Genomic DNA, 18,890 nt, shown 5'->3' on the forward strand with positions numbered 1-18,890 from the left:
AAATTATTGCCTCGCAACCTGCGTCTTGGAGAAACCGGCATTCTGCGCATAGCTTTTCATGATTGCCATCCGTTCCTCGCGGCTCATGACCTTGTCGATGTCATCGAAACCATCCGGCGCACGCTCTTCCACTGCGTCGATGACCGATTCCGGACCACCCTTGCGGTTGGAAATGACGATCGCGCTCGTGAGCGGCAGCCGTTCCGCCTCATAGGCAGCAAGGGCCGCCGGGATATCGGCTGAATTGACCAGAGTATCGGCGAGGCAACGGGCGTCGATGATCGCCTGCGAAGCGCCGTTGGCACCCATCGGATACATCGGATGGGCGGCATCGCCGAGCAGCGTAACCCGCCCCGAAGTCCATGCAGGGACCGGATCACGATCGCACATCGGGTATTCCCAGAACGTTTCGGTGGCGCCAACCAGGGCCTTGATATCGATGACGTCGCTCTGGAAGCGGTCGAGCAATGGCGTCAGTTGGGCGCGTAGCCCCTCCTGCGACCAGTTTTGCTTCGACGGAAGCGGACTGCCGTCCGGCGCCAGGCGCACGATGGCCGCCCAGTTCATCAGCTTGCGCCCCGCCTCGCTGGCTTGGGCAATCGGATAGACGACGAACTTCGTGTCTACGCCGCCGAGGATCATCACGGACGCGCCATCATGGAAGTCCGGCCACTCGACTGCACCGCGCCAGAGCATTAGCCCGCTCCAGCGTGGCGCCCCCTGCTCCGGATAAAACTGACTGCGGACGACGGAATGGATGCCGTCGGCACCGATCAGGAGATCACCCCGTGCCGTGGTCCGCTTACCGTCCTTGTCGGCAAACGTTGCTTCAACGCCGTTGTTGTCCTGGGTGAACTCCACCAGCCGCCGATCGAGATGAATAGCCGAAGCGGGGAAGCGTTCGCGCATCGCCGTATAGAGAACGCCCTGCAATCTGCCACGATGGACGAAATACTGGGGAATGTCATAGCCTGCGGCAAGCCCGCGCGGTTCGTCCCACACCGGCTGGCCGCGCCGTGTGTAGAAATAGAGATGCTTGCTGTTGATCGCACGAGCTTCCATCGCGTCGAGCAAGCCGATGCTGGCCAACTGTTTGACGGAATGAGTCTGCAGGGTGATGCCGACCCCGAGTTCCTTGAGTTCCTCGGCCTGCTCGAACACTTCGCATTCGATGCCGCGCTGGTGAAGCATCAGTGCGGCCGTGATGCCGCCGATGCCACCTCCGACGATAATTGCCTTCATGGTATCCACCTCACTATTAGGGTATCAGCCTTGCTGTTGGATTGCGCGCTCGGAGAGACGATCGAACGTCACCTGCACCGCGGCAAGCGCATCCGGATACATCTCGATCCGCGACGTATCGGTGATCGTACCAATGTTGGTGGCGACCGCATCGGCAGTGATTTCGGCCGGATTGTCTATGTCGATGCCCAATGTCTCGATCGTCTTGGCAATGCAGAAGTGCCCGCCGCCGGCAATCAGCACTTCTCCATTCAGATTGCACTCCCGGCTGGCAAGAAAGGTCACGCCCGCCGAGACGTGTGCAGGCGACAGCTCCTCAGCGAGCTCTTTCGGGAAAAGGTCGACCACCATGCGGGTAAACGCGAAAGGCGAGATACAGTTGACGCGAATGCCACTCTTTTCAGCATCAAGTTTCATACCGTGCATCAGCCCCATGATGCCCGCCTTGGCCGCACCATAGGCGACCGCATCCACCTGGCCGTAGAAGCCCACCTGGCTGGTGGTGAACACGACACGACCATAACCCTTTTCGACCATATGCGGCCAGCAGGCACGGGTGACGTTGAAAGAACCGCCGAGATGGATGTCCAGCAGCGAGTCATAATCTGCTCGTGAGGTTTCATGGAAATGCAGAAAGCGCTGGTTGCCGGCATTGTTGACCAGGATATCGATCCGGCCGTAGGTATCCATCACCTTCTTCGCCAGCGCTTCGGCCTCGGCCGGGTCGGAAACATCGGTGGCGTCCGCCATGGCCTTGCCGCCAAAAGCGACAATCTCATCAACGACGACCTGGGCGACCGCGCTGTCGCGACCTTCGCCGGCCACCGTCTGCGTGCCCACGTCGCTGACCACCACCACGCCCCCCCGACGGGCGAGATCGAGAGCGTGCGAACGCCCCATGCCGCGTCCCGCGCCGGTAACGATTGCGACCTGACCATCAAAACGGATCATTTGCTGAACTCCCATACTACATTCAGTTCCCGTTCTTCCTGCGGAAGAACTCGATTGCTTCGCGGCCACCGGTGATACCCTGCGGTCGGAAGAGAATGATCAGCAGCATCACTGCTGCAAGTGCGACGTCGCCCAGGCCTGATGCCGCAGCCAGCGTCAAGCCTGTGCCCGGCAGCGGAATACCGACTTCCAGCAGGCGCAGGATCTCCGTAAGCAGCGAAATTAGAACAGTGCCCGCCACCGCACCCGTCAGGCTGCGCATGCCTCCGACGACAAGCATCGAGATGAAGAGGAACGTCGGGTCGAAATAGAAATTCTCGACGCGAAGCGTGCCGAGAAAATGACCGAACAAAGCCCCGCCGACACCGGCCACGAAGGCTCCCAGAACGAATGCGATCAGCCGTTCGCGAACAATGTGGATGCCGCTGGCGCGCGCCGCAACCTCATCCTCGCGAGACGCACGAAGTGCAATTGCAAAGCGCGTTTCCTGGTAGATGAAGGCGATTGTGATGGCCGCAATGGCCCAAAGTCCCGACGTCCACAGGCCGACATAGGCCTTCAGTCCCATTAGCGATTGCTGTCCACCGGTGACGGAATTCCAATTGCCCAGCACGATGTAGCAGATGATCAGCAACGATAGCGTGGCAATGCCCGCCCCGATTCCGGACAAGCGCATGAGCGGCCACCCGACCACGAGCGCCACCAGCGCGGCCATGCCGCCGGCAGCAAATGCGCCGGCAAGAGGCGAGATCTCCGCTGCGGCCAGCCAAGCGGGCAAGTCGGGCAGAAACGTCGCTTTCATCCCCGGCATCATCGTCAACAGAGCCGATGTGTAGGCGCCGATGGCCATGAAGCCGACGCTGGAGAAATTCAGCACGCCGGAATTGCCCATGAAGATGTAGAGCCCGACCACCGCCACGAGATTGACCAGGCAGAAGATGACCCGGCGCTGCAGAACGATATCGCCGAGATGGGCGGCGAGCACGATGAGCAAAACCGCACCGGCAAGGATGAACAGGGTGGCGGACCGGCCAATAATGTCGCGCAGCATGGTGTGGCTTCCCGAACCGGTTGGAGCAGCCTCGGCGATCGAGGAGGTTACTATGGTCATCAGACGCGCTCCTTCAATCCCCGGGCAGGGAACAAGCCCTGCGGCCGCGCAAGCAGAACGAGGATAACGGCCGTAAACAGGAAGGCCTCTCGAAAGGGCCTGAGATCGGGCGGCAGGAAAGCCTGCAGCAAAGTCGAGATGATGCCCACGAGAAAGCCGCCCGCCGCAGCGCCAGGAAGATTTCCGAGCCCACCGATGACGGTTGCCACGAAGGCAATAATCACCAGTTGCAGGCCAAAGCGGGGCTGCACGAAGCCGGTCTGGGCGGCAAACAGCAGCGCCACCACCGCCGCGAGAAATCCGCTCAGGCCAAAAGCGATGGCGATCACCGTGTTGGCACGCACCCCGACCAGCCGCGACATCGTGAAGTTATCCGCCGCCGCACGCATCTGCAGGCCGAAGCGGGTCTTCTTGAGAAAGAAGGTCAAGCCCATCAACAGAACCGCGCAGACCACGATCGTTGCCAGTTTCAGCGCGCTGATCTGGACGCCACCGAACGAGATCGGCCCGCTCAGCATCGGCAGGGGGTCGAGCGTCTTGACGCGCGAACCGACGGAAAAGACCAGAAGCTTTTGCAGGAACATGCTGACGGCGAAAGAGGCAATCAACATGGTGGCGGCGTCGGCATTGCGCAGCGGCCGGAAAGCGATGCGCTCGGTCAGGATCGCCAGTAGCACCGCTCCGACGATCGAAATCGTCAGGGCAACGACAAGCGGCTGGCCTGAAAAGGCAAACAGCAGATAGGCCGCGATGGTGACGAATTCGGCATGGGCGAAATTGGCGAGCCGCATGACGCTGAAGATAAGTCCGATGCCAAGCGCGGTTAGCGCATAAAGCCCGCCCACACTGAGTGCATCGACAAGGATCTGGATGAGATCGACCATCACGGGTCCTTCCGTTTCGAGAGACCGAAATAGGCGGCCTCGAAATCGTTATGGTTTTCCAGTTCCGACGAAGGCCCGCTGAGGCGCACGACACCGCCGTTCAACACATAGGTCCGGTCGGCGGCCTTCAGTGCACGTCCAGCATTCTGTTCGACGACGAGCACGGTCACTCCCCGTCCTCGGATCTCTTCGATGATCTCGTAGATGCGGTCGGTGATCTTTGGGGCGAGCCCGAGCGAGGGCTCGTCGAGCATCAGCAGCTTGGGGTTCGAGAGCAGTGCCCGCGCAATCACCAGCATCTGCTGCTCACCGCCGGACAGCCTGCCAGCCGCCTCGTGACGGCGCTCCGACAGGATCGGAAATATTTCGAAGTAGGACTGGATGTCCGCATCGATTTCGGCCGCGGAACTGCGGATCGTTGCGCCGAGCTTCAGGTTCTCGAGCACAGTGAGGCCGGAAAATACATGCCGCCCCTCAGGCACCAGCGCAATACCACGACGTACGGTGCGTTCCAGGGGCTGGCCAATGGTATTCTCTCCATCGAAGTCAATCCTGCCGCCTGCGGGCTTGACGATACCGGCAATGGCGCCGAGCAGCGACGACTTTCCCGCGCCGTTTGGGCCGACAATGGCGACAACTTCGCCCTGGCCGACATCGATCGATGCTCCGTTCAGGGCGTTGATCTGCCCGTAACGAACCTTGAGGTCTTCGACGGCGAGCAATCTGCGTGCCGCCGATGCGATCTCTTCGATTGGAGTTGTGGCAAAGGCGGTCATGCTGCCTCCGACCCGAGATAGGCGGACTTGAAGTGCTGGTTGGCAACCACTTCGTCGGGCGTGCCGGTGGCTATGGTTTTGCCGCTGGCCATGACATGCAGCCTTTCGCAGGTGTTCATTACCAGTGCCATATTGTGCTCGATCAGCAGAACGCCACAGGAAAAGTCTCGGCGGATCTGCTGAATCAATCGGCTGAGGTCTTCAGCCTCGCCGATGTTCATGCCGGCCGCCGGTTCGTCCAGCAGCAGGAATTTCGGTGACAAAGCCAGCGCCCGGGCGATGCCGACACGGCGTTCGTCGCCATAATTGAGCGCACCGCCGGCCAGGCCGGCCTTGCCGCCGATGCCCATATAGTCAAGCAACTCGGCGGCACGCCGCCGGGCCGAAAGCCTGGAAATACTCAAGCTTGATAGCGCCGCCTCGATATTTTCGCTGACAGTCAGGCCGCGAAACAGCCTGACCGCTTGGAAGGTACGCACCACGCCGTTGCGGGCGAACCAGGGCTCGCTGCGGCCTTGCGTGCCGGCACCATCGATCGCGACCTTGCCGATATGCGGACGCTGGAAGCCGCTCAGCACATTGACCATCGTGGTCTTGCCGGCTCCATTGGGTCCGATCAGTCCGAGGATCTCGCCGCGCCCGAGGGCGACAGAGACACTCTCGATCGCCTTGACGCCCGCAAACCTCACCGTAATGTCCGATGCACAGAGTTCCATATCCTCACCCGCCTAAACGTTGTCAGTCGAGATGAACCGTCTTCGCGCTGATCTTGGTCACGAAGCTGAACTTGCCATCCTGGCTCTGCACGATCGTCATCGGACGCGTCGTCTGAATGTGCAGTTCCGGCGTGAACGTGGTCGGACCGACCACAAGCGCCTCGTCCTTGAAGCTGTCGAGCACCGGGCCGACCTTGTCAGCATCGAAGGAGCCTGCCTTCTCCGCAGCCTTGGCCCAGGCCTGGATCATCGAATAGCCGCGCAGCGAATAGGATGCATCCGAACGCTGGCCGTATTCCACCTCGTAGCGCTTGAAGAAATCGGCCATCTCCGCGTCGGTGTCGTCACTATAGAAGGAGCCGAAATTGAGCGCGTAGAAATTGCTGAGGCCGGGAACCGTGCCTGCCCAGTAATCGCCATCCATGGATTCGCCGGTCATGACAGGCTGGTCCAGGCCGGCCGCCCGCAACTGGCGGATCGCGCTCGGGCCGCCGGGAGCATAGGAGCACAGCATGATGACATCAGGCTTGGTTGCCAGGCCGTTGATACGGCTGACCTGTGCTGCGATGCTCGGATCGCTATTGAGAAAAGTGTCGTCACCGACCAGCGATGCGTCACCGCCCAGTTCCTTCCAGCGCTTGCCGAAGCTGCCGCAAAGCGATTTGGTGTAGGCGATGGTGTTGTCGAGCAGGATATAGGCCGTCTTCCAGCCCTTGGTTTCATAGGCCCACTCGGCGAGCATCGCGCCCTGTGCCTGTGAAGCCGTCGATATCGAGTACGCATAGGGACCGATGCCCGTGGCACCGAATTTCGGGTCAGATGCGCCGGAGAACGAAATCACGTTGTTCTGTTGGGCGACGAAGGCACCCGGTGCGCCGAAATCGAAATCGCTCGGAAACAATATCGCCTTGGCGCCCTTGCCGATCACGTCAAGTGCCCCGTCCGCACCGAGCGGCGGCTCGGACTTGTTGTCGAATTTGGCGACTTCGATCTGGCTTCCGAGGACACCGCCTTTGGCGTTGATTTCCTTGATCGCGAGCATGGCGCCATTGATTGTGCTGGCGTCGATCGGCTGGAACCAGCCGCTATAGGACATGACGATTCCGATCTTGACCGGCTCAGCTGACTGGGCCTGAACGGCACCGAGAGAAATGCTTGCAGCTAGCGCTGCCGCTACGCGGGCTATGGATTTCATATCTTTGGTTCCCCAGTTTTAAAGGTCGCGATGATCCCGAAGCAACGTTGGTTCGACGTCGTTCTGGTCCAAAAAGAGTGTCGTTCGTTTTCCCTTTTTAATTCATTACTTCACGAACGATTTAGAGCGTAGCTCAACTCCGAATCCAACGCAATATGCCGCGAGCGATTTTTGTTTAGGTTTAAAACGTCTGGATAATCAGTGCACTAGCGTGATCCATCGGACCACCTTTCGGGCAGCCTGGCGGTGCCCACTCGAGGGCTTTGAAGGCATGCAGGCTGCGCTCAGGACGCAGGCCGGCTCAGCTGGGCGACGATGGACTCGACATCAGCGACATCGGCGACGAGCCGCATGATTTCGAGCGATGCTTGATGCAGTTCGGAATTCGCCGACGAACAGGCGTCGGCGGCGACGATTACTTCATAACCCACGTCGGCGGCGCAGGCGACGGTGGTGATCACGACGGAATTCGTGGCAATGCCGGCAATGATAAGGCGCTCTGCCTTGAGCACGCGAAGCACGTCCTCAAGCTCGGAACCATAGAACGCATTCACGCGCGTATGCTTCACGACATGCTCTCCCTCGATCGGTCCGAGCCCCTCATGGAACTCGGCCCCCCAACTGCCATCCACCATCGCCTTGCCGGCGACGACATTGCGAAAGATCGTGCAATTCTGGATGACATCGGCGTGATCGGGGCGAAAGGCAATCCGCACCGAGACGACGGGGATGCCGCTGGCGCGCGCAAAGGCGAGAAGCCTTCCGGCGCGCGCCTTTACCGCATCGCGGTTTTGCGCATCTTCGGCCATTCCGACCTTGATCCTGCCGCCGGCATGCAGGACTTCATTCTGGTAGTGGAGCGCAACGAAAACCGTCTTCATGGCTTGCCTATTGCTGCTGGTCGGCAAAATAGCGGATGGCGAAATCGATCCATTCAGGGAAGTGCCAGTCCGGATGAGCGGCTCGAACGGCTGGAGCAATGGCTCGAATCATATCGTCGACAGCAAGCTGTTGCTGCTGCGCCTGCCCAACCCGGCTATCGATGTCCAGAATATAGTCGCGGACATCGCGGAGGATCTCCGCTCCGCCCAGATCGCCATGTCCGGGCACGACGATCTTCGGCGCGAGCGCCAGGCAGCCATTGAGTACCTTGACCCAGTTCGTTGCATCGATATCGGCATCCTCGGGCGGGAACCAAGGGAAGATCGGGAATGTCTTTTCCTCCGCCAGATCCCCGGTGAACAGCACGCCCTCATCGGGCAGATACACAATCTGGTCGCCATTGGTGTGCGCCCTGCCCCACGTCCTGAGTACAACCTTGCGGCCGCCAAGGTCGAGCTCGTGACGTGGACCTTCATACACGTCGTCGGCTGCAACAAGTTGCGTATTCTCGAGTGCAGCAGCAACCGCTGCCCCCATGCCGCGGAACATGCCAAGGTAAGCTTCGCCCTTTGCAGCAAGATCGTCGACCTGCGAACGATTGTAGAGGATGCGCGCATTGCCCTTGAAGGCGTCTGCACCGTAACCGTGCTCGGGATGGAAATGGGTGATCGTCAACCAGATCGGTCGATCTCCAGCAATCTTGCGAGCAGCCTCCAGGACTGTGCGGCCATTGGCATTTCCCATGCCGGTATCGATGACGAGAACGGCGTCCGTACCCTCGACGATACCAATATTCGGCACCAACGGCACGCGATGGTCCGGAATTACCCAGACTCCCCGGGCTATTGTGCGGATAGTAGCAGCATCAACCCTCGGTGAAGGCCCCAGATCACGCTCAGTCATATGCAGGTGCTTCCCTCTTGTCCGGACGACAGCACTGAGCTCCCAGGCTGCAGGCCCATATTCATTCGTTAATTTATTAATAGAACGATTTACTTTATAGGTTCAAGCATTAAAATGAAGGTTCACAATTCCCATAGATGGGGCTGGCAACGGGCTCCGGCGGGCTTGGGACTGCTTGATTAGACGAGCATTTGCAGATACGCACCACAACGTCCGTTTGAAATACTGCGCAGAAAAGCGATGCAATGACAGATCAAGAGAAGCCTTCAATTCTGCCCATGTCGCGAAGCTTCGGCAACAGCCTTCGGCATGTGAACCGTTTGATTCAGCGAGATCTCGGCGTCCGCACGGCACCACTTGGACTGGCACTTGGCCAATGGTACGCCCTGCGCACGCTCTGGAACGAAGACGGACTGACGCAGATCGAGCTTGCGCAGAAATCCGGCATTGCCGGCCCAGCGATGGTGCTCGCAGTCCGCAGCCTGCTGGCGACGGGCCTGGTCAGCCGCCGCCGGCCACCCAATGACAAACGCAAATACGTCATTTCACTGACAGAAAAAGGCAGGCAGCTGGAAGAAGCAGCCCTGCGCGCGGCAATGGCGGCGAATGACGTGGCACTCGAGGGAATTCCAAAGGCCGACATAGACATCTGCATGCGGGTGCTCGAGGCAGCCAGACAGAACCTGCTGAAAACTGGCATGAACTTGGAGAACCAAGGCGAAATCGACGCCCTTATCGAGTAAGCAGCATTTCGATCCTGTTCATTGACAAGGGCTTGTCACGTTGTGTGACACTGGTCGGAGGAATGCGATTGTGGCAGAGCCTAGGCGAGTGAACCAGCCACGGCCTTCCATTCGGCCATGGCATTAACCTGTTTGCATTGGGAAAGCCTGGACGTGGATTTCACCATCGCTGGTCTGATGAATGGCATATTCGGCACCGCGAAATTCATGGATGAGCAGCGCCGGGGGTGGTCAATCCAGGTCTGATGCGAAGATTCAGGCAAACCGAACCGCCTCTCTACCCAGAGTTTGTGCGCTCTCGCTGGTGGAAGCATTTCTGGGTAATGCGCGTCTCGTCCTCATGTTTCAGCAAGGTCAGCACGTCGGTGTAATCGAACCGACCGTAGGATGTCCTGACGATGACGACGGCGACGTTGCCTGCCAGGTTCAGCGATACGACCTCATAGTTTGGAGACCCTGTTCCCGCCCGTTCCGGCGTACAGATGGCATTGATCCAGCGGTCACGCGGGACACAGATTGAAACGCCCTCGTCGATCCCGACGATGTGCGCTGTTTCAGCAAACAGCTTCGTCAGCTTGTCCTGATCCTGCACGGCAACACCGAGGACATAGTCCTCGGTGGCCTTGAGCGCTTCCTCGGCGCGGATGAATTCGCTTTGAGCGATACTCACTTGATGATGCCGATCTTTTTGCGGTCGATCGAGATGATGACCGCAGCGATGAGAACCATCCCCTTGATGATCAGCTGCGAGTAGGAGGACACACCCGCCAGGTTGAGGCCGTTCGACAGGATCGCGATGATCAGCGCGCCGACGATGGTTCCTGCAACACCACCCATGCCGCCGGTCAGCGGCGTTCCACCGATGACGACGGCCGCGATGACGTCGAGTTCCAGACCCGATCCGGCGGTCGGGCTGCCGGCGCCCATGCGTGACGCCAGCACGATACCGGCAAGTCCGGAATAGAGACCGGCAAGCGCAAAGGTGACGATCTTGATGCGATTGACCTTGATACCCGAGCGCTGGGCAACCACCTCGCCGCCGCCAACCGCGACGATGCTGCGGCCGAGAACGGTGTGGTGCTGAACGAAATAGGCGATGGCGAAGGCCGCAAGCGCGATGAGAACGATTGCCGGAACGCCGGCGATCGAGCCGGAGCCGATCCACCGCATGGCTTCATCGCGGATCATGATCGGCCGTCCCTGGGTGATATGCAGCATCAGGCCGTGGCCGGCGACCATCAGGCCGAGGGTGGCGATGAAGGATGGCACCTTGAGGTTCGCATGAATGGCGCCGACTGCCGCGCCGAGTGCGATACCGAGCGCGAGGCCGGCTGGCACGGCGACAATGCCGAGGCCCTGCATGAAATAGGCAACAACCACTGCCGACAACCCGACAACGGCGCCGACCGACAGATCGATGGAGGCCATGAGGATGACGAAGGTGGCGCCCATCGCCGCGATCGACAGCACGGCGGTCTGCCGCAGAACCGTCTCCAGATTACGTGCCGAGAAGAACTGGTCGGAGAAGATCGCAAAGCCGATGCAGACGATAACAAGCACAAGCAATGGAAAATAGGTTCGCAGGCTCTCGATAGACAATGCCGTGGGTGCGGCTCCGGATGTTGTGGTGTTTTGGCTCATGATGCCGCCCCCTCAAAGCATTGCATTAATTAGATTGGTCTCTGTGATGGCATCGCCCTCGAACACACCCGATGCACGGCCGTGGCGAATGGTAATGACGGTGTCGCTCAAGCGAATGACTTCGGCCATGTCTTCCGATGCCAGCAGAATGGCGAGGTTCTTTTCGGCGCTCAGCTTGAGCATCAGGTCGTAGATCTCGAACTTGACGCCAATGTCGACGCCACGGGTCGGGTTGTTCAGGAGCATCAGCCGCGGGTCGGTCAGGAACCACTTGGCAAGCAGCACCTTCTGCTTGTTGCCGCCGCTCAGCGAACGGACGAGATCGGCTGAACTGCGCGCCTTGATGCGGAACATGTCCATGCCGAGATTGGCCTGAGCAGCCTCACGTCCGCCATCGACGAGCGGCCCGCGGGCGTTCTTCGGCAGGCCCGCAAGGCCGATGTTGAAACGGATGGGCTGCGTGTCGATAAGGCCTTCGACAGCGCGTTCCTTCGGCACCATGGCGATACCGGCGGCAATAGCTTCGGCAATGGATGTGCCGGAGAAAGCCTTGCCTTCAAGCAGGATTTCACCTGATGTCACGGCGCGCGCACCAAACAGCGCTTCCAAAATCTCGTCGGCACCCGAGCCCGCAAGACCCGCCAACGTGACGATCTGGCCCTTGCGGACGGACAGCGAGACATCGCTGAAGCCGGGACCGGAAAGCCCCTTGACCTCAAGCATTTGCGATGACGAAACGTGGCGCGCAGGGCGCTTCCAGTCGGCGAGGTCGCGGCCGACCATCAGCGCCGAGAGCTGGTCTTCGTCAAGTTCGGAGGCTGGCCGGGTAGCGACCCATGCCCCGTCCTTCATGATTTCGATCGTCGTGCAGCTGCGGAAGATTTCCTGCAGCCGGTGCGACACATAGATGATGCCGACGCCCTGTGCGCGCAGTTCGTCCATCAGTCGATGCAGCGTTTCGGCATCGTCGTGGTCGAGCGAAGCGGTGATCTCGTCAAGCAGCAGCACTTTTGGGTTGGTTGACAGTGCGCGTGCCAGCTCGATCATTTTCTGGGTCGAAGGCGAAAGGCGACGCATCTCGGCACGCGGATCGGCATTGATGCCGAGGCGCTTGAGAAGTGCAGTCGCGGCCGCATAGAGCTTGTGCCAGTCGACCTTGCCGAAGCGGCTGAATTCTTCCATCCGCCCGAGAAACATGTTTTCCGCCACCGAGATGTTCGGCAGGATGTTGAATTCCTGATGTACCATAGACACGCCGCTGGCGACGGCCTGGCTTGCCGTAACCGGCCGGTATTCGGTTCCGCCTACGGTCATCCGGCCGGCATCGGGGATAACCTCGCCAGCCAGGATCTTGAAGATGGTCGATTTGCCCGCGCCATTTTCTCCGCAAAGCGCAAGTGCCTCACCGGCATGGAGATAGAGGTTGAGTTCCTTGACCGCTTGAACCGGACCGTAACTCTTCTGCAATCCTTCGGCAGCCAGTAGGACTGGCTGCCGTGGTTTGCCTGAACGGTCGTCGGCCCTGGTCAGCGTCGCTGTGTCAGCTAACATGTCTGGGCAATTCCGTATCGATTAGGGAGTAATGACTTTGAACACATCCGCATGATTGACGGACGCGTTCGTGGTCTTGCTGATGGCAGCCCAGTCGACGAGAGACTTGCCGGCGGCCAGCGGATCGATGATCTTGGAGCGATAGCCCGGAATGCCGTCCTTGGTGAGGTAGTAAAGGCTCATCTCGTAGACCGGCTTGTCGGTCGGATGACCATTCAGGTGGTCGTGAATGATCGTCACACCGTATCCGCCCATCACCCAATGGCCGCCGGCCAGCATCGAAAGCTTGCCTTCGTCCAGGGCGCCGATCGCGGCTTCGGTAATGTCGATGCCGGCGAGCTTCATCTGGCCGGCGCGGCCGGCATTCTCGATTGAGACCACTGCACCGAGCAGCGGATCCGAACCCGCACCCCAGACGCCGTCGATATTGTCGAAGCGGGTGAGAAAGTCCTCCATGACCGTCTGGCCTTTTGCCAGCGTCCAGTCGGTGTACTGAACGTCGAGCAGCTTGACGTCGCTGTGCTCGGCAACGGCCTTCTTCATGCCGTCGTTGCGCGCTTCGGAGGTGGAGATGCCGGGGACGCCGCCGATGGAAACGAGGTTCTTGACACCATCCTTCTCGATCAGGTGTTTGGCGACATTGTAGCCAGCGGTCTCGTCATCAAGCTTGATGAACGCGAGATAGTTTGGCTTGGAGCCGACTTCGACGCCCGGATAGGTGTCCGTGACCACGACGGGCACGCCAGCCTTGTCGAGCAGGTCGATCGCCTGGATGCCGAGCGGTTCGCTGAGCGGGGTCAGGATGACACCCTTGACGCCCGCATTGATCAGCGTTTCGATGTCGGAAAGCTGCTTGTCTTCACGCGATTGGGCGTCGGTGACAACGAGTTCGTAGCCATATGCCTCTGCGGCGCTCTTGGCGAAATTGACGTAATCGACCCAGAACGCATCGTTGAGCGTGGTCATCGGCATGCCGATCTTCGGGCGATCGGCGGCTTCTGCGGTGAACGCAGCCAGGGTGCCAAGCACCAGGGCGGCAGCAAACTTCAATTTTTTCATTGTGTTCCCCTTTTCAGTTGTTTCGAAGTTAAAGCTCGATCCGGCGGCCCTCTGTCGCCGATTGGTAAACTGCCTCGACGATCTCGACGATCCTGCGCGCCTCGCGACCATCGACCGCAAGTGGTGCCTTGCCGTTGACGGCGTCGATGAAGTTGGCAACGGCGAAACCGACTGTGTCAGGCCATTCTGCCTTTGCGACCTCGACGCTCTGCCAGCTGCCGTCAGACCACTTGAGGAGATGCGGCTCGTCGGTGAATTTCTCGAAATGGGCTTCCAGACCCGGAATGCGGATGAGCGCATCGCGGGTTACCGCTTCGATCTGGTCGTCGAAGGCGCCCTTCGGTGCATGATAGCCAGCTTCGATGACCGCCCGGCCGCCGTCGCGGAATTCGAGTGTCACGATGCCGACATCTTCGCCGACACCGCGCGGATCGGCTGTGTCCAGCATGGCGGTCACGGCCTTGACCTCGCCCATGATCGAGCGCGCCACATAAAAGCGGTGGAAGCCGGCATCGAACAACAGGCCGCCGCCGGTCAGGTCAGGGTCGGCACGCCAGCCGCCTAGCTTGCCGCCGATGGCCAGCCGAAGCCTGAGGAGCGTCGGACGGGCAATGCGTCCAGCGGCGATTTCCTCGCGCAGCCAGCGGTGCGGTGGGTAGAACAGCTGGTTGTGGCTCGCGCCGAAGATCTTGCCGGTCTTGTCGGCAAGAGCGATGAGCGCATCGCATTCGACAGTCGTGACCGTAACCGGCTTTTCCACGAACACGTGCTTGCCGGCTTCCAGCGCCTTCAGGCAAAGCCCGGCATGGAATTTGTGCGGCACGCAGATGACGACGGCCTCGACGTCCGCATCGGCAATCAGTGCCTCAGCAGTGGCATAACCGCGTGCGCCGGTGGCTTCGGAGGTCTTGCTGACCAGTTCGGGATTGAAATCCGCGACCGCAAACAGTTTTGCGCCGCTGGCTGCCAGCACGCCGTTGACCTGGTGGCGGCCGACTTCGCCGAGACCGATCACGCCAACCTTCAATTCTTTCGTCATTTACGCAAACCTTCCGGCATGAATTCTTCGATGGCACGCAGTTGCTGCATGCTCAGTTCCGACGCCCTGATCGGGTCGCCTTTCAAAATTGTTCGGTAGTATTGGTAGGCTTCGAACTCGACCGACATGAAGCCGCGGTATCCGGCCTTGTCGAGCGCCGCAAACATCGAACCCCAGTTGACCAGCCCCTCTCCGATGAGGGGGAAGATGAATTCCCGTCCCTCACGTCCGGGCATTCCGGCGACGTCCTTGATATGGACATGGCGGATATAGGGCGCCAGTTCGCCGATGATCCAGCCCATGTCATCTCGCGCCAGCGCAAAATGGCTGGGATCGAAATTGATCGCGAAGGCCGGATGGTTTGCGAACCGGCGCAGCAAGACGCCGGTGCTGTGGAAATCATGAGCCAGCGTTCCCCAGCAGGGTTCGAGCGCCGCCTGCGATCCAACCGCCGCAAGGCCGTCGAGCAGTCGCTCATAGGCATCGAGCATGATAATCCAGGCACGGCCTTCGGTGAGAGCGGAGCCGACATCGACATGGCCCGCTTCCCAGCGGTTAGGGCCTGTCAGGACGTTGACGAGGTTGACCCCCGATGCGGCAGCCGCCGCAGCGGTGCGCACGGTCAGTTCGACGCGGGCTTTGAGTTCGTCCGCATCGAGGCACACCAGATCCTGCTGCACGGCGATCTCGGAAACCTCGAGCCCCTTGTTCCGGCTCATCGAGATGACGCCGGCGAGTTCGGCCTCGTTCATTCGACGCGGGTCGAAATGGGCAAGCGTCCATTCGACCGCGCCATAACCCTGCGCGGCCAGCGTTTCGGCCACCTTTTCAGCCCGCCAGCTCTCGTAATCGAGGCAGGCGAGGAAACCCCAGCGTTTGAAATCGTTCCCTTGGGTGCTCATCAGTGCTTTGTCTCCAGGCGGGACTGGGCGGCGGCGATGGAACGCTCGAACCGGTCGAGCATTTCGTCGGCCTCGGCGCGGGTGGTGTTAACAGCAGGCTTGAGCTTGAGGACGTTGCCGAAATCGCCGAACACCGGACCGCTCTTGCCGATCAGCAGGCGTTCGACTTCCAGCGCATGCTTCCAGACAAAGCCGGTCAACTCGTCAGCCGGCTCCTTGGAATCGCGGTCGAGAACGAGTTCCACACCGATCATCAGGCCGAGACCGCGCACGTCGCCGATGATCGAATAGCGATCCTTCATCTCGTTGAGACGGCCCATGATGTGCGCACCGATCTCGCGGGAGTTACGGCCGAGGTCTTCTTCTTCCATGACTTCGAGCATTGCATGGCTACCGGCGCAAACTGCCGGCGTGGCCATCAGGGTGAAACCGGCTTCCCAGCCGCGCAGCGAAGTGAAGCCTTCAGCGGCCACTACACCCGACAGCGGCATGCCGGCGCCAAATGCCTTGCCCATGATGATCAGGTCCGGCTCGACTCCGAGGACGTTCGAAGCAAAGACATCGCCACAGCGGCAGAATGCGGTCTGCACTTCATCGGCGATCAGCGCCACGCCATTGCGGGTGCAGATGTCGCGGACGGCTTCGATATAGCCGTCCGGCATCGGGATCATGCCGCCGTTGGACTGGAACAGTTCGATGATGACGCCGGCCACCTTGGCATCCGGCTGATGCTTGATCGCGGTTTCCATGAAGCGCGCGCACAGCATGTCACAGGAGCCGGGCTTCAGGTCGAACGGACAACGGTAGCAATTGTAGTTCGGAACGCGGGTCTGGCGCGTCAGGTAGCGGTCCAGCCCTTCCTTCGAGCCTTCCAGCATCTTGGGGTAGGAATAGCTCAGCGCCAGAGTGCTGAAGGTGGTGCCGTGAAAGGCGCTGTAGAGCGACACGAACTCGGTGCCGCCCGTCGCGCGCATCGCAAGATGCATGGCGCCTTCGACGGCGTCGGCGCCGCTCAGCGCAAACAGCACGCTGCGCATGTTCTTGGGGGCATGCGAAAGCACCTTCTCGGCCAGTTTCGTGCGCTGCTCGTTTTCGAATACGGGGGTGACATATTCGATCTGGTCGAGCTGCGACTTGATCGCTTCGATGACCTTCGGGTGGCGGTAGCCCAAATTGACCACCCACTCGCCGGAAACCGCGTCGAGATACTCGGTGCCTTCCTCGTCCCAGAAGCGCACGCCTTCGCCGCGAACGATGCGCAGGTCATAATGGCCCATCGGTTTGATGACGGAGGAAATGGTCGGCGATTTGGTGATCGGATTGTCTATTGCGTCGGACATGACTGTTCTCATTCAAAATTCAGATTTGGTCGGGAACGGAAGATCAGAGATAATGCCGTTGCAGTGCGTCGCGGCGGGTCTCGTATTTGCTTCTCAGCTCTTGCGCGGCGGTGTCCGCAGCCACTTCCGGCGGGGCGATGTCCCAGAAGCTGTGCTTGGTGCCCACAGACATCTTGCGTGGGTCGACTTCGATGACCACGACGTTCAGGCCCGGATCGGCATCGGCAGCTGTGAGGGCGGCTTCCAGTTCCTCCGGCGTTGCCGCGCTGTGGACGCGGGCGCCAAGGCTGGCAGCGTTTTTGGCGATATCGATATCCATGTACGCGCCGTTCAGCTGCCCGGCATTGTCGCGACCACGGAATTCGGTGGAGAAGCTTGACCCGGTCGTCAGCTCCTGCAGGTCGCGGATGATCTGGTAGCCGTGGTTGACGAAGACGCAGACGGTCAACTTCAGGCGCTCGCGTGCCGCCACCAGCAGATCGCTCGGGTTCATCAGGTAGGTGCCGTCGCCGATGACGACATAGACGTTCTTTTCGCCACCCTGCACCAGGCCGATACCGGCCGGGATCTCATAGGTCATGCAGGAGAAGCCGAACTCCAGGTGAATGCGCTTGTTTTCGCGCGTGTCCCATAGCTTGGCGACGTCGCCGGGCAGGCTGCCGGCTGCTCCGATCACATAGGAATCCGGACGTGCGGCGCGATTGACGATCGCCAGTGCCTGGGACTGCGTCATCATTTCCTTGGGCGTTGCCACCAGGGTCGGGGCGGCAAGCGAGGTCCAGCTTTCTGCGGCGTTTCGCATCTCGGAACGCCAATTGGACTGCCGCTCCACGCCAGCTGCGGCGGCAGCCTGGGAAAGTGCCTCGAGGCCGGCGCGGGCATCGGCGACGATGGGCTCGGCACCCAGCTTGGTCGTGTCGCGGCCAGTGATGTTGATGCTGGCGAACTTGACGTCAGGGTTCTGGAACAGGGTCTGCGAGCAGGTGACCACATCGGTCAGGCGCGTGCCGACAGCGAGCACCAGATCTGCCTTGGTGGCCAATTCGTTGGCAGCCAGATTTCCGGCGATGCCGACCGCGCCGAGGGCGTATTCGGATTCGCCCGGCATGGTGCTGCGTCCGGCAACCGTCTCAACGACCGGAATGCCGAAACGCTCGGCAAAAGCCAGCATTTCCCGCTCCGCTTCAGAATAGTAGACGCCGCCGCCACTGATGATCAGCGGCTTGCGGGCGGCCTTGAGAAGCTCGGCAACGCGGCCGACCTGTGCGGCTTCGGCCGCACGCCGTTCGACGTGCCAGACACGCTTTTCAAAGAACTCTTCCGGGAAGTAGGCAGCTTCGCCCTGCACGTCCTGGCAGATCGACAGCGTGACCGCTCCGGCTTCGGATGGCGAGGTCAGCACGCGAGCCGCCTCCATGAGAGACGGAATCAGTTGCTCCGGACGGGTGATCTTGTCGAAGAACACGCTGACAGCGCGCAGACCGTCGGAAACCGAAAGGTCATATTGCGGACTTTCGAGCTGCTGAAGCACGATGCCCTGTCGACGGTTCGCATAGTGGTCTGACGCCAGCACGAGGACTGGAACGCGCTGGACCGTGGCGCTTGCAGCGCCCGTATACATGTTCGCTGTTCCGGGACCGATGGACGCCGTGCAGGCATAGGTCGAAAGCCGCCGCTGTACGCGGGCATAGGCGATCGCCGTGTGTAGCATGCTCTGCTCGTGAAACGGCTGGTAAAAGGGAATGTCACCGCCGCATTCGGCGAACCCCTGGCCCAGGCCGGAGAGGTTTCCATGCCCGAAGATACCGCAGGCGCCGCCGATCAGCGGACGTTGAACGCCGTCGCGCTCTGTCCACTGCGCTGCCAGAAAACGGGCGACTGCCTGGCCCGCCGTCAGTTTGATCCCCTTGCTCATGTCTCTTCGAACCCCCGCTATAAAATTTGATGGTTGATCC

At 60.4% G+C, this 18,890-nt stretch carries 18 protein-coding genes and 1 pseudogene; 2 read left to right on the forward strand and 17 right to left on the reverse strand.

Annotated elements, in window-relative coordinates:
• Positions 1-3: 3 nt before the first annotated feature.
• The 9 genes from JJB09_RS19700 to JJB09_RS19740 form a co-directional block, all read right to left on the reverse strand.
• A complete protein-coding gene (locus JJB09_RS19700; protein WP_201662285.1) occupies positions 4-1,242 on the reverse strand; it encodes a flavin-dependent oxidoreductase in 1,239 nt (412 codons plus the stop codon).
• A gap of 24 nt (positions 1,243-1,266) precedes the next feature.
• Positions 1,267-2,193: an SDR family NAD(P)-dependent oxidoreductase gene (locus JJB09_RS19705; protein WP_201662288.1), complete on the reverse strand. Its 927-nt coding sequence runs from the start codon at positions 2,191-2,193 to the stop codon at positions 1,267-1,269.
• A 22-nt stretch (positions 2,194-2,215) separates the two neighbouring features.
• Positions 2,216-3,304, reverse strand: a complete 1,089-nt coding sequence (locus JJB09_RS19710; RefSeq protein ID WP_201662291.1) for a branched-chain amino acid ABC transporter permease — start codon at positions 3,302-3,304, stop codon at positions 2,216-2,218.
• Positions 3,304-4,188, reverse strand: coding sequence for a branched-chain amino acid ABC transporter permease (locus JJB09_RS19715; RefSeq protein ID WP_201662294.1), 885 nt, complete (start codon positions 4,186-4,188; stop codon positions 3,304-3,306). The genes JJB09_RS19710 and JJB09_RS19715 overlap by 1 nt, the downstream gene beginning before the upstream one ends.
• Positions 4,188-4,964 (reverse strand): ABC transporter ATP-binding protein, encoded by a 777-nt coding sequence (locus JJB09_RS19720; RefSeq protein WP_246748804.1) that lies wholly within the window; start codon positions 4,962-4,964, stop codon positions 4,188-4,190. The genes JJB09_RS19715 and JJB09_RS19720 overlap by 1 nt, the downstream gene beginning before the upstream one ends.
• Positions 4,961-5,680, reverse strand: coding sequence for an ABC transporter ATP-binding protein (locus tag JJB09_RS19725; protein ID WP_201662297.1), 720 nt, complete (start codon positions 5,678-5,680; stop codon positions 4,961-4,963). The genes JJB09_RS19720 and JJB09_RS19725 overlap by 4 nt, the downstream gene beginning before the upstream one ends.
• Positions 5,681-5,702: 22 nt before the next feature.
• The gene (locus JJB09_RS19730) at positions 5,703-6,875 is read right to left on the reverse strand and encodes an ABC transporter substrate-binding protein (RefSeq protein WP_201662300.1); all 1,173 of its coding nucleotides are present in this window, start codon (positions 6,873-6,875) and stop codon (positions 5,703-5,705) included.
• Positions 6,876-7,159: 284 nt separating this feature from the next.
• A complete protein-coding gene (locus tag JJB09_RS19735) occupies positions 7,160-7,756 on the reverse strand; it encodes a cysteine hydrolase family protein (RefSeq protein WP_201662303.1) in 597 nt (198 codons plus the stop codon).
• Between the two features lie 7 nt (positions 7,757-7,763).
• On the reverse strand, positions 7,764-8,660 hold the full coding sequence (locus JJB09_RS19740; RefSeq protein ID WP_201662306.1) for an MBL fold metallo-hydrolase: 897 nt from the start codon (positions 8,658-8,660) through the stop codon (positions 7,764-7,766).
• A gap of 245 nt (positions 8,661-8,905) precedes the next feature.
• Here JJB09_RS19740 and JJB09_RS19745 point away from each other — a divergent pair, with 245 nt between their 5' ends.
• On the forward strand, positions 8,906-9,403 hold the full coding sequence (locus JJB09_RS19745; protein ID WP_201662309.1) for a MarR family winged helix-turn-helix transcriptional regulator: 498 nt from the start codon (positions 8,906-8,908) through the stop codon (positions 9,401-9,403).
• A 126-nt stretch (positions 9,404-9,529) separates the two neighbouring features.
• A pseudogene (locus JJB09_RS26725) lies at positions 9,530-9,671 on the forward strand (DUF2442 domain-containing protein); the annotation flags it as partial.
• 9 nt (positions 9,672-9,680) lie between these two features.
• Here JJB09_RS26725 and JJB09_RS19750 read toward each other — a convergent pair.
• The 8 genes from JJB09_RS19750 to JJB09_RS19785 are packed head-to-tail and all read right to left on the reverse strand — an operon-like array spanning position 9,681 to position 18,850.
• Positions 9,681-10,073, reverse strand: a complete 393-nt coding sequence (locus JJB09_RS19750) for a nuclear transport factor 2 family protein (RefSeq protein WP_201662312.1) — start codon at positions 10,071-10,073, stop codon at positions 9,681-9,683.
• Positions 10,070-11,044 (reverse strand): ABC transporter permease, encoded by a 975-nt coding sequence (locus tag JJB09_RS19755; RefSeq protein ID WP_201662315.1) that lies wholly within the window; start codon positions 11,042-11,044, stop codon positions 10,070-10,072. The genes JJB09_RS19750 and JJB09_RS19755 overlap by 4 nt, the downstream gene beginning before the upstream one ends.
• Before the next feature lie 12 nt (positions 11,045-11,056).
• The gene (locus JJB09_RS19760; protein ID WP_201662318.1) at positions 11,057-12,595 is read right to left on the reverse strand and encodes a sugar ABC transporter ATP-binding protein; all 1,539 of its coding nucleotides are present in this window, start codon (positions 12,593-12,595) and stop codon (positions 11,057-11,059) included.
• 21 nt (positions 12,596-12,616) lie between these two features.
• Positions 12,617-13,654: a sugar ABC transporter substrate-binding protein gene (locus JJB09_RS19765; RefSeq protein WP_201662321.1), complete on the reverse strand. Its 1,038-nt coding sequence runs from the start codon at positions 13,652-13,654 to the stop codon at positions 12,617-12,619.
• A 28-nt stretch (positions 13,655-13,682) separates the two neighbouring features.
• Positions 13,683-14,693: a Gfo/Idh/MocA family protein gene (locus tag JJB09_RS19770; RefSeq protein WP_201662324.1), complete on the reverse strand. Its 1,011-nt coding sequence runs from the start codon at positions 14,691-14,693 to the stop codon at positions 13,683-13,685.
• Complete coding sequence (locus JJB09_RS19775; protein WP_201662327.1) at positions 14,690-15,595, reverse strand: sugar phosphate isomerase/epimerase family protein; 906 nt, start codon at positions 15,593-15,595, stop codon at positions 14,690-14,692. The genes JJB09_RS19770 and JJB09_RS19775 overlap by 4 nt, the downstream gene beginning before the upstream one ends.
• Positions 15,595-16,935 (reverse strand): aspartate aminotransferase family protein, encoded by a 1,341-nt coding sequence (locus JJB09_RS19780; protein WP_201662330.1) that lies wholly within the window; start codon positions 16,933-16,935, stop codon positions 15,595-15,597. The genes JJB09_RS19775 and JJB09_RS19780 overlap by 1 nt, the downstream gene beginning before the upstream one ends.
• Before the next feature lie 43 nt (positions 16,936-16,978).
• Complete coding sequence (locus JJB09_RS19785; protein ID WP_201662333.1) at positions 16,979-18,850, reverse strand: thiamine pyrophosphate-dependent enzyme; 1,872 nt, start codon at positions 18,848-18,850, stop codon at positions 16,979-16,981.
• Positions 18,851-18,890: the final 40 nt, after the last annotated feature.

The sequence above is a fragment of the Phytoamicus setariae genome (assembly GCF_016722925.1).
In the GTDB taxonomy this organism is placed as follows: Bacteria; Pseudomonadota; Alphaproteobacteria; order Rhizobiales; family Rhizobiaceae; genus Rhizobium_E; species Rhizobium_E setariae.